Consider the following 14,100-nt stretch of genomic DNA (forward strand, 5'->3'; position numbering starts at 1 on the left):
CGGTCACCTCGACGACCGCAAGGACAGAGGTCGCGAGCCATCCGAGGATCACGATCCTCCTGCCTCTCGACGAATGGTCGCCCCGCTCTAGCTCTTTTAGCGTTTCTCGTAATTTATGTTGATCCGGATAATGGTAGCAAAAACACATCCCCTGCCGGTTGCCGGCGCCGCGCTGCTTGCGCTTCTCCTCACCGCCCCTCCAGCTGCCACCGGCCAACATCGGTCCGCCGAAGCGCGCGCAGCAGAAATTGGGCAGCAGGTCAACCAACTATCCGATCGCGACCCGAACGCCGGCCGTGCGCTTGCATGGTCGGCAAGTCAGGACTTCCGCAAGGAGGGAGAGCGCATTTTGGCGGGGCGTTTCGGCCTCCAGGCGTTGAAGCTGGATGCAGAGGTGAATGCTTGGCAGCGTCTGGCACGAGACGCACTCGCGGTCCGTGGCGAGCTGACGAACGAGCTGGACAGCGATGGAATCGCCCTGTTCTACAACCTGCTCCTGCACGCTCAGGGCATGCTTGGCGATCGTGATAGCCAGCAGAAATCAGTCAAGGCCTATATCGAAAAAGCCGTCGCCATGTCGGGAGAGGACAGCAAATCCGAGATCATGGCTCGCATCATCGGCGCCTATAGTTTTCTGGAAACCGGGGACACGCAGGAAGGTTTCATCCGCTTGCAGTCGGCCTTGCGCCATGCCGCCGCCGGCATAAATTACGGCCTCACGCTTTCGGAATACACGACGGCTGCACAGTCCTTTGCGGATAGCGGGCAAATAGCGGCAGCCGAGGCCTTTTATACGGAAGGTCTCGGCACCAATGCAGCAAAAATCGAAAGCCGCGAACTCGCCACGCTGTGGTTTGAATATTCGCGATTTCTGCAGAGGTCCGGCGACGACATCGATGCGACACTCCGGACGGCCCAAACAGCTCGCGAGATGCTGCAACGGCAATACGGCGAAACATCCGAAGAAGCGATCTCGGGCGGTGACAATCTGGCTTCGTTCCTCGTCAACAACGGCGCCGTCGCATCCGGCCTCAACATCCAGGAAGAAGTCTATCAGACGGCCCTTTCGTCGCTTGGAGATCAGGTGCCGCTGACCTGGCGGACCGCCAACAATTATGCCGAAGCATTACGCATGGTCGACCATCCTGAAGTCGCCCGTGGTATTGACGAAGACCTCCTCAAACTGCGTATCGCCCATTACGGACATGCAAGTATCCAGGCGCTGGTCAGCGCCTCCAATCTTGGCCTCGATCTGCTCGCCCTCGGGGACAGAGATGGAGCGCTAAAGGCCTTCGAAGAGCAGCGCAAGATCGGTGCGGAAATCGCTGACCCACACTCGGAACATGCCGCGCAGGGCGAAAAGTGGAAGGAATATACAAAGGCTTATTTCCTTCGCCACGCGCGGATGGACAACAAGTCGCTGGAGGAGATGGCGGCAATAAAGGACTGGCGCAGCGCGCCCGACCTGATGCGGATCAAAACAGCGCAGCTCGCAGCCGAGCAGTTCGAAATGCGGGACGACACCGGGCGTGCCCTTACTCTACGCCAGGAAGCCTACGAGATCTCGAAAGGAGCCTTTGGCGAGCTCCACCCCCTGACCTTCGACGCATTGCTCGAGGTCGCGACCACCCACATGCGTCGCAAGGATGCCGAGACGTTGCAAAGTTTCCAACAGCTTGACGAGAAGATGTTCGATTGGATGCTGCGCGAGGTCGGGTCGTCAGGCAACCGCTATGTCGCGGAAACGACGCGTCGCCTTGCCGATGATATGCTGCGCGCATTCGGCGATTTCGCGCAATCCAGTCCGGAAGCCGCAACGCCCTATGCCGGCGCGGTGGCGCGCTGGAAAACCATGGAGAGCGGCGAGCGCACCCGCCTGCGCATGGTGGCAGAAACAACCACCGATCCCGATGTGCATAGGCTCCTTGAAACCGTTGTAAGGCTTTTGGGTCAACAGCAGGAATTGCTTTCTTCGGGCGATGTGGACACCGAAGTCCGTCAGATTCTGAGCGAACTGAAAGCGGCCCGCGATCGGTTGCCGAAATCACTCGGCCAAAACATCGCCACGCAATCCGTGGAAGACGTCCTCGGTACAAAAGCGGCGATGGTGGACTTCTTCGTCAGTTCACGGCGCGCGCGCAATGGCGATGCCGACAGCGCGGATTCAAAGCTTCAAGCGATCGTGCGTCGCAAGGGTGAGGTACCCGTCATCTTCGATCTCGGCGCCCTTGGCGCGATCATCAAGCAGGCAGCAGCAGAAGAGGATCCGGACAGGCGCTTCGGCAAGCTCTATCAGTCGCTTTTCGGCCCGCTGAAGGATGTGCTCGAAGACAAGACGCAGCTTTATATCGTTCCGGACGGAGCCCTCTATAGCATCCCATTCGCGATGATGAAGACGGACGATGGCAGACATCTCGACGAGGCATTCGAGGTGCACATACTGACGCGGGAGGATGCGATCCTCTTCGCGCCCAGGCGCGACGGGCCGATACCAGGCGAAAAGGCGCTCGTCGTCGGCGATTTGAAATACCGGCATCAACGCGCTCTGCCCTTTACGCGCCGTGAGATCCATAAGGTGGGAAATAAGCTGAAAGCTGCCGGCCTCCACGTGGTTTCGTTGAGTGGAACCGCCGGTATGGAAACACCGATCCGCAAGGCTTCAGCCGACGCTTCCATCATCCATCTTGCGACCCACGGCTTCTTTGCAGCTGATGCCGATGAGGAAACCACCGACGCATTATGGCGCAGCGGCCTCATCGTTGCCGGCAAAGTCGGAGCGCAAGAGCCGGATGCCAATGATGATGACGGCATTCTTTATGCACGCGAACTGATGAACTGGGATCTTTCCTCAACCGATCTCGTCGTGTTATCGGCCTGCCGGACGGCACTTGGCGATCCAAGCCGCATAGGCAATGTTCGCGGTCTGCCGACGGCGCTTGCCATTGCAGGGGTCAGGCGCTCACTGCTCACTCTGTGGTCGGTCGATGACGAAGGCACCGCCAATTTCATGGCGCGCTACTATCAGATATTGACGGAAGACAAGCTCGATTATGCCGCAGCACTCCGAAGGACCCGCATCGAGGCCATAAGCGGCAAAATCGAAAAGGCCAGCGATCCATCGCTCTGGGCAGCGTTTGTTCTCTTTGAGGGATGATCAGCTCAGGCAGGTATCTCGGTGGCTCGATCAAACAACCGGCAAGACTCGGGATCATCCCGCCGGAGCTGGTTTTGGGTTAAGGTTTCGCGCGGTCAGGATGGGCCGCCTGGAAGGCCGGCAGTCTGGCGCATCCGCCATCGATATCGGCGATGCGCTTGAAATCGGTCATGTCCACTCCCCAGCGGCGGGCATTGTAGACCTGGGGAACAAGACAGAGGTCCGCCATCGTCGGTGTATCTCCGAAGCTGAACTCTCCATGGGCTCCGTCCATCATGGCTTCCAGTTTACGAAGTCCGTCGGTGATGAAATGCTTCATCCATTCCTCGCGGGCATCGGCCTTGTCCGTTACGGTCATGAGATGCGCCACGACGTGGGTGTTGCATATGGGATGGATGTCCATGGCGACCGCGTATGCGAAGGCGCGCACTTTCTGGCGATCGGCAATATCCGGCGGCAGTAATCCGCATTCCGGCCGAAGCTCGGCCAGATACTCGATGATTGCCAGCGACTGGGTCAGCGTTTTCCCGTCGATTACCAATGTCGGCACAAACCCCTGCGGGTTGAGCGCCAGATATTCCGGCTTCCTGTGCGTTCCCTCCAACAGGTTGATGGGTACCGTTTTGTAGTCGATCGCCAGGAGATTGAGCGCAATACGGACGCGATAGCTCGCCGATGACCTCCAGTAATCGTAAAGAATGACGTTATTCACTGCAGGCCAGCCCCCTGATACTTCTCAACCGTCTGCTCAATCGCTCCGAAGATCGAGTGGCCGGCATGATCCTTCATCTCGATGCGAACATGGTCCCCAAACTTCATGTATGGAGTTTTCGGCGACCCGGACTCGATCGTCTCAATCATCCGTACTTCAGCGATGCATGAGTAACCGTCCCCTCCGTCTTCGACCGCCCTGCCCGCTCCGCCATCCAGCTTGTTGGAAACCGTGCCCGAGCCGATGATCGTTCCGGCCACCAGATTGCGGGTTTTGGCTGCATGGGCGACGAGCTGGCCAAAATCAAACGTCATGTCGATGCCGGCATTCGCCTTGCCGAATGGCTTGCCGTTCAGGCTCACAAGCAGCGGCAGACACACCTTGCCGCCATCCCACGCCTCTCCGAGCTCGTCCGGCGTCACCGCGACCGGGGAAAATGCTGATGCCGGCTTGGACTGGAAGAAGCCAAATCCCTTTGCCAGCTCGTCGGGTATGAGACCGCGCAGCGACACGTCGTTGACGAGCATCACCAGAAGGATGGCATCGCGCGCAGTTTCCGGACTGGAGCCCATGGCAACGTCGCCGGTAATGACGGCAACCTCGCCCTCCATATCGATCCCATAAGCTTCGTCAGCCACCACGATCGGATCGCGCGGCCCGAGGAACCCGTCCGAACCACCTTGATACATCAGCGGATCGGTCCAAAAACTCGCCGGCATTTCGGCGCCCCTCGCCTTGCGTACCAATTCGACATGGTTGACGTAGGCCGAACCGTCGGCCCATTGGTAGGCCCGCGGCAAGGGCGATGCGGCGTCATGTTCGTGAAACCGGGTCGTCGGCTGGCCTCCGGTCTCGATGCCTTCGGCAATCAGTTCGAGTCTTGGGGCCACGTGCTCCCAGTCATCGAGAGCCGCCTGCAAAGTGCGGGCAATGTGACCGACTTCGGAATAGCAGGTAAGGTCGCGGGAGACGACAACGAGCCGGCCATCTCTCGTGGAGTCTTTCAACGTCGCAAGCTTCATGTCCCATTCCCGTGCCAGAGGATGCCTGGCCGATCTTCACTTGATGTCATCACTTGATACCGGGGGTCCCGTCGAACTTGCGTTCCAGGCCGTTCCAGCATTCCAGGTAATCATCCTGCAGCGTTTCAAGCTCGGCTGCGTATTTCGTCAATTGCTGCGGATAGCGGGTCTCGAACATGAAGGCCATGGTGTCATCCAGCTTCACAGGCTTGAGCTCGGCATTGGATGCCTTTTCGAAAGCGAGCGCATCCGGCCCGTGGGCAAGCATCATGTTGTGTAGGCTCATGCCGCCGGGGACGAAACCCTCCTCCTTCGCGTCATATTGGCCATGGATCAGGCCCATGAACTCGCTCATGATATTGCGGTGATACCAGGGCGGACGGAAAGTGTGCTCGGCTACCAGCCAGCGCGGTGGAAAGATCACAAAATCCACATTGGCCGTGCCGGCATCTTCGGTCGGGGCGGTCAACACCGAAAAAATCGACGGATCAGGGTGATCAAAGCTGATCGCGCCAACAGGCGAAAATGTCCGCAGATCGTATTTGAAGGGGGCATAATTGCCGTGCCAGGCCACCACGTCGAGCGGTGAATGACCAATATCGGTGACATAGAATTTTCCGCACCACTTCACATGGACGCGGCAAGCCTTTTCCTTGTCTTCGAACGCGGCGACGGGTGTCTTGAAGTCGCGCGGGTTCGCCAGGCAGTTGGCGCCGATGGGACCGCGGTCCGGCAGGGTGAATTTCGCGCCGTAATTCTCGCAGATATATCCACGCCAGACGGTCTGCTCACCGCTGCACAGGACCTTGAACATCATGCCGCGGGGGATAAGGCATATTTCCAGGGGCTCTACATCCATGATGCCCATTTCGGTGAACACCCTGATGGCGCCGAGCTGCGGCACGATCAGCAGCTCACCATCGGCGTTGAAGAAGTAATCGTCCACCATGTCCTCATTGAAGACATAGACGTGGGCCGACATGCCAACCTGGGTCGTGACGTCGCCCGCCGTCGTCATTGTCCGCACCCCCTGAAGAAACGTCAGTTTCTCGGTTGGCTCGGGAATGGGATTCCAGCGAAGCTGTCCGAGGGGGAGCGAATGCTCGTCCAGGCAAGGCGCGGTTTTCCAGAGCGGGTAGGAAGCATTCGAGAAGCGGCCTGTGTGACGCACACTCGGGCGAATGCGATAAAGCCAGGACCTTTCGTTCGTCCCGCGCGGCGCAGTAAACGGCGAGCCGGAAAGCTGCTCGGCATAAAGACCGTAATTGCATTTCTGAGGGCTGTTCTGGCCCTGCGGCAAGGCGCCGGGAAGCGACTCCGTTTCGAAGTCGTTGCCGAACCCCGGCATATATTTCAGCTTGTTCGCAATAGCTGCTTCACCCTCGGAAGCCTGGATCGATGTCTGGTCCATTGCTCAACTCCTCCCCCGGAAACTCTTGCAACGCCGCGCGCCCTTTCAGACGCGCGACGTGACCCCGAGAGTTTACTCCGCCGCGGTCCCAATGACACCACGCTTGATCTGATCGGCCTCGATCGACTCGAAGAGAGCGCGGAAATTCCCCTCGCCGAAGCCCTCGTCGCCCTTGCGCTGGATGAATTCGAAGAAGATCGGGCCGATGACGGTCTTGGAGAAGATCTGCAGCAGGATTTTCGTCATACCGCCATTCACCACGCCTTCGCCGTCGATGAGGATGCCATGCTTCTTCATGCGCTCGACAGGTTCACTATGGCCGTTCACACGTTCATAGGACATGTCATAGTAGGTTTCCGGGGGCCCCGGCATGAAGCGCAGACCATTGTCGGCAAGCCTGTCGGTGGCCTCGTAGATATCTTCCGTTCCAACGGCGATATGCTGGATGCCCTCACCTCTGTATTTCTTTAGATATTCCTCGATCTGGCTCGTATCGTCCTTCGATTCATTCAGCGGAATACGGATCTTGCCGCAAGGCGAGGTGATGGCGCGGCTCACCAGACCGGTGATGCGCCCATCGATGTCGAAGAAGTGGATCTGCTTGAAATTGAACAGGTTTCGATAAAAATCCCACCACTTGTCCATGTTGCCGCGGAAGACGTTGTGAGTCAGGTGGTCGAGATAATAAAAACCGATCCCTTCGGGATGCGGGTTAGGCTCGCCAAGCCAGTCGAACTCGGCATCGTATGCCGATCCCTTCACGCCATAGGTCTCGACGAAATAGAGCAGCGAGCCGCCAATACCGACGATCGCCGGGACGTCGAGCGCCTTGTCGTCGCCGTCATAGGGCACGGCGCCTTTTGAAACGGCGTGATCGAATGCGTGTCTGGCGTCGACCACGCGCCATGCCATCGACGGAGCGCACGGACCATGCTCTGCGACGAAACGCGCAGCATGGCTGCCGACTTCCGCATTCAGGACATAGTTGATGTCACCCTGGCGCCAGACAGTAATGTCCTTCGTCTTGTGCTTTGCGACTGGGATGTAGCCCATGCGCGTGAAGAGTTCGCGCAGCTTCTCGGGTTCGGGATGGGCGAATTCGACGAATTCGAATCCATCGGTGCCGGCCGGGTTCTCGGCGGTGATTTCGGAGGGCGGCGCATCATGCGGAAAAGGACCCATTTTCTCCTCCTGAGGACTGGATTTTGACTATGCAAAGTGTCGCCCAAAACGCATGCAAAGTTCTTGCATTCTTCATGCCAGAGGAAGAGATTATGCACGGTTCGTGAGGATTTTGGAGATTTTACGCAATGGATGAACAGCTAGACAAATTGGATTTACGCCTGCTCCAGGAGCTTCAAAAAGACGGCCGCCTGACGAACAACGAATTGGGGGAGCGGATCGCGCTTTCCCCCTCGCAATGCTCACGCCGGCGCACCAGACTGGAGTCTGAGGGATATATTCGCAGCTACCGGGCCTATCTGGATCAACAGAAGCTGGGTCTGGATATGCTGGTGGTCATTTCCGTGACGCTTGCCACCCACAACAGAGACAATGCCCGCAGGTTTTCGCAGCTGATCAACGGATTGCCGGAAGTTCTCGAAGCCTATGCGCTGACCGGCGAAATGGACTATCACCTGAAGGTAGCGACCCGCGGGCTCGCCGACCTTTCCAAATTCGTCAACGACGTTCTGTTACCCCACGAGTCTGTGCAGCATGTGAAGACCTCGATCGTGCTCGACACGCTGAAAACATTCGAGGGCTTTCCGATACATATGCCGGGCAGTTGGCATGGCGACAGCACACGATGATCCGGCAGCGAGCCTCAGAGTGGCAGTTCGGTCGAGAATTTCAGCTCACGCAACACGAAGCTCGATACGACCGTGCGCACATGCGGGTTGCGCATGAGGTAGCGCGTCATGAAGGCTTCGTAGCTTTCCACGTCCCTCGCCCTTATCTTCAGCATGTAGTCGAAGGCGCCTGACAAGGCGTAGCACTCCATGATTTCTGGCCGCTCCAGCACCACCGAAGCGAAGGATGCTACCGCCTCTTCGTGATGATCCTCCAGTGTCACATGCGCAATGACGCAGAGCTTGAGATCGAGCTTTCCGGGATCGAGCAGCGTCACGCGCTTGCGGATGACACCATCGGCCTCCAGTTCCTGGATCTTCCGCCAGGCCGAACTCTGAGACATGCCGGCCTTTTCCGCCAGGTCTGCCAGCGAAAGGCTACCGTCGGCTTGGATGAGTTGAAGAAGCTTGCGACGAAAATTCCCAGATTCTTTCATTTTTCACATCCCGCTCGGGAATATTTGCCACCACTATGGCGATAAGCACCAGGAAAGAAAAGAAAATCCTCTAAATCCGGGTGATAATGGCAGAAACGCTATCTTGGGAGGATCAGAATATGACCAAGGAAAGCAGCTACACCGCCAAATTGCCCGGCCCTGATGGTTTATATGCCTATACCCCTGAGGAAGATGCGATCTGGGGTGAGCTCTACCGGCGTCAGATGAAGCTGCTCGCCGATACGGCCTGCCGCGAATATCTTGATGGCGTCAAAATGCTGGGGCTGAAGCCCGACAAGGTGCCTCAGCTTCTCGATGTGAATAGACGCCTGAACGAAACCACCGGCTTCGGCGTGGAAGGCGTACCCGCGCTCATTCCGCCCTCGCGCTTTTATGAACTTCTGTCACAAGGCAAATTCCCGCTCGCAACGTTCCTACGCCGTCGCGAGCATATCGACTATATCGAGGAGCCGGACCTGTTCCACGAGGTTTTCGGCCACTGCCCAATGCTCACCAATCGGAGTTATGCCAATTTCGTACGGCATTTCGGCGAAACTGCCGTCCGCCTCGGCAAGGGTTATTCATGGCATCTATTCCGTATCTTCTGGTTCACTGTAGAATTCGGCCTGATCAATACACCGGAAGGCCGTCGCTGCTTCGGCGCAGGAATCGTTTCGTCGCCAAGCGAAGCGAAAGCAGCAATGGAAGGCAAGGCTTGCGAATTTCGACCGTTCGATCTCATGAGCGTGCTGAGAACGCCCTATCGGATCGATATCCTCCAGCCGATCTACTACGTCATCGACAGCTTCGCCGATCTGGAAGCGATCGTGGAGCAGGATATCGAAGGCACGATCCTCAAGGCAAAATCGCTGGGTGATTTCGCCCCGACTTTCGAGGCCAAAGCCTCCTGAATCGCTAGGGTCAGGCAGCTGCGAGGACCGAGCGCCAATCTTCCCCGCGCCGATTGTCCGATCTGCCCATCCGGCCCTCCGCAGGGCCTGACAAACAGTAATCGCTCACGTCTGGAGCTCCCGCACCGGGCCGGTTGACTCGCGCAGGATCAGCTCAACCGGCCATAATTCGTGAATCTCCGTGGGTGAACGCCCGGCCAGAAGTTGCAGGACAAGATCGGCGCATCGCGTACCGGCGGCGCGCATCGACGACCGGGTCGCCGACAGCGATGGGACCATATTGTCGGCCGTCAAATAGGGAAAGACGTCATCGTGAGCGATAACCGAGACATCGCTGCCGATCTGGAGCCCCAGCGAACGCGCGGCGCGGTAAATGCCGAGCGCCGTCATCATGGATCCCGCGACAAAAGCGGTCGGCCGCTTCGGCTGTTCGAGAAACGATCGTGCAAAGCGGAAGCCGATTTCGTCGGTGAAATTGCCGTTGGCGATCAGTTGCGGATCGACTTCGATCCCATGGCTCTGCAGGGCACTGCGATAGCCGATGTCGCGATGCAGCGCATACGTTGCGCCCTGACGGCCATTGATCATGGCGATCCTCGTATGACCGAGAGCAATCAGATGCGAGGTCGCACGGCGCACCGCTCCCTCATTGTCGATATCGAGCCAGGGATGGGGCACGTCTATGTCTGAACGGCCATGAACGAGAAACGGCATTCCTAACTCGTGCAGCAACGCGATACGCTGATCATTGGGTCGAGGCGAATGCACGATGATCGCGTCCACCCGCTGACTTTCCGCCAGCCGCCTGTAGAGTTGCATCTCGGCATCATATTCGGGATCAGCCATCGGAATGACCAGAATATCGGTGTCTTCGGTGATAAGACGCTCCGCCATGCCGGCCATGAATTCTGCGAAATGAAACTCGCCGGCGCGCCCCATGACAACGCCGATGGCGCCAACCCGACCGGTTTTCAGCCTGACCGCGTTGACGTTCGGTCGGTAGCCCAACCGCACCGCCTCCTGAACGACGCGGGCACGCGTCACCTCGCTTACCTCGGGATAGCCACTGAGCGCACGACTGACGGTCGTGGGAGACAATCCAAGTTGTTTTGCGAACTCTTTGAGCTTCATTGACCGAAATGACTTTCATCGCTTTGCGCTGCCGGGCATCTATACCATTCGGCCTCGCAAATTCCACATTCTAAGCCGTCGATTATATTTTCTCAAATCGATTTCAATTTACCTATCGCTGGGGTGAATATCGACAGATTTTAAGAAAGCCACCATTCGGAATCCCTGTTGATTTTAAATGATATTTTTCAGTTATAAACAAGCACCAGCCGCAACGAAGAACCTCCCTTGACATGACACTGGCCTTCTGCCAGTTTTTCCCAACCAAATCGATTTCAATTTGGTCTTTGGGAGGAGAAAATGAAGTTTCGTTTCACGGCCGCCGCCGCCATCGCGGCCGCGCTTATTGGCGCGTCAGTACCGTCCTATGCCGCCGAGATCAGCATTTCAGCGAGTTCTACCGGCAAGAACCTCGATCTGTTCCGCAAGCAGCTCGATGCCTTCGAGAAGGCCACCGGCAATACGGTCAAGATCGTCACCATGCCGCCCTCGTCCACGGAACAGTTCTCGCAGTATCGGCTCTGGCTCGCAGCCGGCAACACGGATGTCGATGTCTACCAGACGGATGTTATCTGGGCTCCGCAGTTGGCAGACCAGTTTGTCGACTTGAAGGATGCCACCAAGGATGTTGTCGGCGACTTTTTCCCGGCGATCGTTGCCTCCCAAACCGTGAACGGCCGCCTGGTCGCAATGCCGCTTTATACGGATGCGCCGGCCCTCTTCTACCGCAAGGATCTGCTTGAGAAATACGGCAAGCAACCGCCGAAGACCTGGGACGAGATGGAGGCAACCGCGAAGGAAATCCAGGAGAAGGAACGCGCCGCCGGTCAGAAGGATCTCTGGGGTTACGTCTTCCAGGGCAATGCCTATGAAGGCCTGACCTGCGATGCCCTGGAGTGGGTCAAGTCCTCAGGCGGCGGCCAGATCATTGAGACCGACGGCACGATTTCAATCAACAACGAGAAGGCTGCAGCAGCACTCAATCGCGCCAAGGGCTGGATCGGCACGATTTCGCCGAGCGGCGTACTCGCCTATCAGGAAGAAGAATCCCGCGGCGTCTGGCAGACGGGCAATGCCGTCTTCATGCGTAATTGGCCCTACGCCTATGCGCTGGGCAACGGCGCCGACAGCCCTGTCAAAAGCAAGTTCGACGTGACGACGCTTCCCGTTGCAGCAGAAGGCGACAAGCCCTCCTCGACGCTTGGCGGTTGGAATCTCGCCGTCTCGAAATATTCGAAGAACCCGGATGCGGCGATCGAGCTCGTCAAGTTCCTGACGTCGAAGGAAAGCCAGAAGCAGCGCGCCATCGAGCTCTCCAACCTGCCGACCTTGTCGGCGCTTTATGACGACAAGGACATTGCCGCCGCGCAACCGTTCATGCCGAACTGGAAGCCGATCTTCGAAAATGCGGTGCCGCGTCCGTCGGCTGTTGCCAAGGTCAAGTATAACGAGGTTTCCGCGAAATTCTGGACTGCCGTCCACAATACGCTCTCCGGTAGCGGGACAGCCGAAGAAAACCTAGAGCTTCTCGAAGCCGATCTGACGACGCTGCAAGGCAGCGGCTGGTAACAGATCGAGGCGGCAGCGTCGGATCTCCCGCCACTGCCGCTTCCGATAACGCCGTCGTCGATTGTCTTATGAAGCGGATATTCCATGAGTGACGTTGCAGTCTCCCAAAATCTGAGCACAGGCGCGCGCACGAAGGCAATCTCTTCGGATCTGCGCTCGGAACGTGTCCGATCCGCCTGGATTTTCCTAGCTCCGACCCTGCTGATCTTGGCTATCGTTGCCGGCTGGCCGCTTTTCCGCACCATATACTTCAGCTTCACCAACGCGTCGCTGACGAACCTCGGCGATGCCCAGTTCGTCGGCTTCGACAACTACCTGTCCTGGATCACTCTGAAGAGTGGCCGTACCGTCTATAAGGGACTGCTGGCCGATCCCGCCTGGTGGGGCGCCGTCTGGAATACGGCGAAGTTCACGCTCTTGTCCGTAACGATCGAAACCGCGCTCGGCCTCATCGTCGCGCTCGTATTGAATGCCCAGTTCGTTGGCCGCGGCATCGTGCGCGCCGCCATCCTCATTCCCTGGGCGATCCCGACCATCGTCTCCGCGAAAATGTGGGCCTGGATGCTCAACGACCAGTTCGGCATCCTGAACGACATGCTTCTCGGCCTCGGGCTCATCAGCCAGAAGATCGCCTGGACCGCTGATCCTCAGACAGCGCTGATTGCCGTGTTGATCGTCGACGTCTGGAAGACGACGCCCTTCATGGCCTTGCTGATCCTCGCCGCCCTGCAGATGGTTCCGGCCGACATCTACGAAGCCGCCAAGATCGACGGCATCAATCCCATCAAAGTATTCTGGCGGCTGACCCTGCCACTGATACGCCCGGCGATCATGGTCGCGGTAATCTTCCGCATGCTCGATGCCATGCGCATCTTCGATCTGATCTACGTGCTGACGCCGAACAACGCCCAGACCAAAACCATGTCGGTGATGGCGCGCGAAAACCTTTTCGATTTCGACAAGTTCGCCTATGGCGCGACCGCCTCCACCGTTCTGTTTCTCATCATCGCGTCGGTCACGGTGCTCTACATATGGCTCGGCCGCGTCAGGCTCGGGGGGAGCGAACGCTGATGCTGCTCACAGCCACCAAGAATACCCTGTTCTATCTGCTGGTCGCCGTCATCGTCGTCATCGCGGTCTTCCCGTTCTACTATGCGATCCTGACGAGCTTCAAAGCAGGCACCGCCCTCTTCGAGGTCACCTACTGGCCAACCTCGATCTCGCTGGAAAACTATACCGGCGTGCTGACGACGGGCAGCTTTATTCGCAGCCTCGGCAATTCCCTGCTCATTGCCTGCCTCGTGGTCGCCGCCTCTCTGCTGCTTGCCGTGACTGCATCCTACGCGCTTGCCCGTGTGCATTTCCGGGGTCGGGCACTCCTGATGCTGACCATCCTGTCTGTCTCGATGTTCCCGCAGATCGCCGTCCTGGCGGGGCTTTTCGAGCTCATCCGCTGGATCGGCATCTTCAATACGCCCTTCGCGCTGATCTTCTCCTACATGATCTTCACCCTGCCCTTCACGGTCTGGGTGCTGACGACCTTCATGCGGGATCTGCCGGTCGAGATCGAGGAAGCGGCCATCGTCGATGGTGCCTCGCCCTGGGTCATCATCACGCAGGTGTTCATGCCGCTGATGTGGCCGGCCCTTGTCACCACAGGCCTGCTTGCCTTCATCACCGCCTGGAATGAATTTCTGTTCGCCCTGACTTTCACCTCGTCGGATGCGCAACGGACGGTGCCGGTGGCAATCGCTCTGCTTTCGGGCGGCAGTCAGTTCGAAATCCCCTGGGGCAATATCATGGCGGCATCGGTCATCGTCACCGTGCCCGTCGTCATCCTTGTTCTTATTTTTCAACGCCGGATCATTTCAGGGCTGACGGCCGGCGGCGTCAAAGGCTGAGG

The 14,100-nt window shown here is 58.1% G+C and carries 12 protein-coding genes; 6 read left to right on the forward strand and 6 right to left on the reverse strand.

Annotation, left to right across the window (positions count from 1 at the left end; all coding sequences use genetic code 11):
• Positions 1 to 130 precede the first annotated feature (130 nt).
• Positions 131 to 3,154, forward strand: a complete 3,024-nt coding sequence (locus FHT92_RS15760) for a CHAT domain-containing protein (protein ID WP_183826810.1) — start codon at positions 131 to 133, stop codon at positions 3,152 to 3,154.
• 79 nt (positions 3,155 to 3,233) lie between these two features.
• Here FHT92_RS15760 and maiA read toward each other — a convergent pair whose 3' ends face one another.
• The 4 genes from maiA to hppD all read right to left on the reverse strand — a co-directional run bounded on the left by maiA (position 3,234) and on the right by hppD (position 7,481).
• Complete coding sequence (gene maiA / locus FHT92_RS15765; RefSeq protein WP_183826812.1) at positions 3,234 to 3,866, reverse strand: maleylacetoacetate isomerase; 633 nt, start codon at positions 3,864 to 3,866, stop codon at positions 3,234 to 3,236.
• Complete coding sequence (locus FHT92_RS15770; protein ID WP_183742547.1) at positions 3,863 to 4,888, reverse strand: fumarylacetoacetate hydrolase family protein; 1,026 nt, start codon at positions 4,886 to 4,888, stop codon at positions 3,863 to 3,865. The genes maiA and FHT92_RS15770 overlap by 4 nt, the downstream gene beginning before the upstream one ends.
• 49 nt (positions 4,889 to 4,937) lie before the next feature.
• A complete protein-coding gene (gene hmgA / locus FHT92_RS15775) occupies positions 4,938 to 6,299 on the reverse strand; it encodes a homogentisate 1,2-dioxygenase (protein WP_183826814.1) in 1,362 nt (453 codons plus the stop codon).
• A 72-nt stretch (positions 6,300 to 6,371) separates the two neighbouring features.
• Positions 6,372 to 7,481 carry a 4-hydroxyphenylpyruvate dioxygenase gene (gene hppD, locus FHT92_RS15780; RefSeq protein WP_183826816.1) on the reverse strand — a complete coding sequence of 370 codons (1,110 nt, stop codon included), beginning with the start codon at positions 7,479 to 7,481 and terminating at the stop codon, positions 6,372 to 6,374.
• Between the two features lie 128 nt (positions 7,482 to 7,609).
• On the opposite strand from hppD, the gene FHT92_RS15785 reads away from it, so the two are divergent.
• Positions 7,610 to 8,110, forward strand: a complete 501-nt coding sequence (locus FHT92_RS15785; protein ID WP_183733751.1) for an Lrp/AsnC family transcriptional regulator — start codon at positions 7,610 to 7,612, stop codon at positions 8,108 to 8,110.
• A gap of 14 nt (positions 8,111 to 8,124) precedes the next feature.
• On the opposite strand, the gene FHT92_RS15790 is transcribed toward FHT92_RS15785, so the two are convergent.
• A complete protein-coding gene (locus FHT92_RS15790) occupies positions 8,125 to 8,586 on the reverse strand; it encodes an Lrp/AsnC family transcriptional regulator (RefSeq protein WP_183742541.1) in 462 nt (153 codons plus the stop codon).
• Positions 8,587 to 8,705: 119 nt separating this feature from the next.
• Here FHT92_RS15790 and FHT92_RS15795 point away from each other — a divergent pair, with 119 nt between their 5' ends.
• Positions 8,706 to 9,497 carry a phenylalanine 4-monooxygenase gene (locus tag FHT92_RS15795; protein WP_183826819.1) on the forward strand — a complete coding sequence of 264 codons (792 nt, stop codon included), beginning with the start codon at positions 8,706 to 8,708 and terminating at the stop codon, positions 9,495 to 9,497.
• 105 nt (positions 9,498 to 9,602) lie between these two features.
• Here FHT92_RS15795 and FHT92_RS15800 read toward each other — a convergent pair whose 3' ends face one another.
• Positions 9,603 to 10,628 (reverse strand): substrate-binding domain-containing protein, encoded by a 1,026-nt coding sequence (locus tag FHT92_RS15800; RefSeq protein WP_183742536.1) that lies wholly within the window; start codon positions 10,626 to 10,628, stop codon positions 9,603 to 9,605.
• A gap of 300 nt (positions 10,629 to 10,928) precedes the next feature.
• Here FHT92_RS15800 and FHT92_RS15805 point away from each other — a divergent pair, with 300 nt between their 5' ends.
• The 3 genes from FHT92_RS15805 (at position 10,929) to FHT92_RS15815 (ending at position 14,098) form a co-directional block, all read left to right on the forward strand.
• Positions 10,929 to 12,197 carry an ABC transporter substrate-binding protein gene (locus FHT92_RS15805; RefSeq protein WP_183826822.1) on the forward strand — a complete coding sequence of 423 codons (1,269 nt, stop codon included), beginning with the start codon at positions 10,929 to 10,931 and terminating at the stop codon, positions 12,195 to 12,197.
• A gap of 84 nt (positions 12,198 to 12,281) precedes the next feature.
• Positions 12,282 to 13,268 carry a carbohydrate ABC transporter permease gene (locus FHT92_RS15810; protein ID WP_183826826.1) on the forward strand — a complete coding sequence of 329 codons (987 nt, stop codon included), beginning with the start codon at positions 12,282 to 12,284 and terminating at the stop codon, positions 13,266 to 13,268.
• Positions 13,268 to 14,098, forward strand: coding sequence for a carbohydrate ABC transporter permease (locus FHT92_RS15815; protein WP_183826829.1), 831 nt, complete (start codon positions 13,268 to 13,270; stop codon positions 14,096 to 14,098). Before FHT92_RS15810 ends, FHT92_RS15815 begins: the two co-directional genes overlap by 1 nt.
• The last annotated feature ends 2 nt before the right edge of the window (positions 14,099 to 14,100 follow it).

This window comes from Rhizobium sp. BK377 (assembly GCF_014193935.1).
Classification (GTDB): Bacteria; Pseudomonadota; Alphaproteobacteria; order Rhizobiales; family Rhizobiaceae; genus Rhizobium.

Excerpts from the sequence above, each read along its gene's own strand:
- hmgA (WP_183826814.1), bottom strand. The coding sequence starts at position 6,299 with ATGGACCAGACATCGATCCAGGCTTCCGAGGGTGAAGCAGCTATTGCG.
- FHT92_RS15770 (WP_183742547.1), bottom strand. The coding sequence starts at position 4,888 with ATGAAGCTTGCGACGTTGAAAGACTCCACGAGAGATGGCCGGCTCGTT.
- FHT92_RS15800 (WP_183742536.1), bottom strand. The coding sequence starts at position 10,628 with ATGAAGCTCAAAGAGTTCGCAAAACAACTTGGATTGTCTCCCACGACC.
- FHT92_RS15810 (WP_183826826.1), top strand. The coding sequence starts at position 12,282 with ATGAGTGACGTTGCAGTCTCCCAAAATCTGAGCACAGGCGCGCGCACG.
- FHT92_RS15790 (WP_183742541.1), bottom strand. The coding sequence starts at position 8,586 with ATGAAAGAATCTGGGAATTTTCGTCGCAAGCTTCTTCAACTCATCCAA.
- FHT92_RS15795 (WP_183826819.1), top strand. The coding sequence starts at position 8,706 with ATGACCAAGGAAAGCAGCTACACCGCCAAATTGCCCGGCCCTGATGGT.
- hppD (WP_183826816.1), bottom strand. The coding sequence starts at position 7,481 with ATGGGTCCTTTTCCGCATGATGCGCCGCCCTCCGAAATCACCGCCGAG.
- FHT92_RS15805 (WP_183826822.1), top strand. The coding sequence starts at position 10,929 with ATGAAGTTTCGTTTCACGGCCGCCGCCGCCATCGCGGCCGCGCTTATT.
- FHT92_RS15760 (WP_183826810.1), top strand. The coding sequence starts at position 131 with ATGGTAGCAAAAACACATCCCCTGCCGGTTGCCGGCGCCGCGCTGCTT.
- FHT92_RS15785 (WP_183733751.1), top strand. The coding sequence starts at position 7,610 with ATGGATGAACAGCTAGACAAATTGGATTTACGCCTGCTCCAGGAGCTT.
- FHT92_RS15815 (WP_183826829.1), top strand. The coding sequence starts at position 13,268 with ATGCTGCTCACAGCCACCAAGAATACCCTGTTCTATCTGCTGGTCGCC.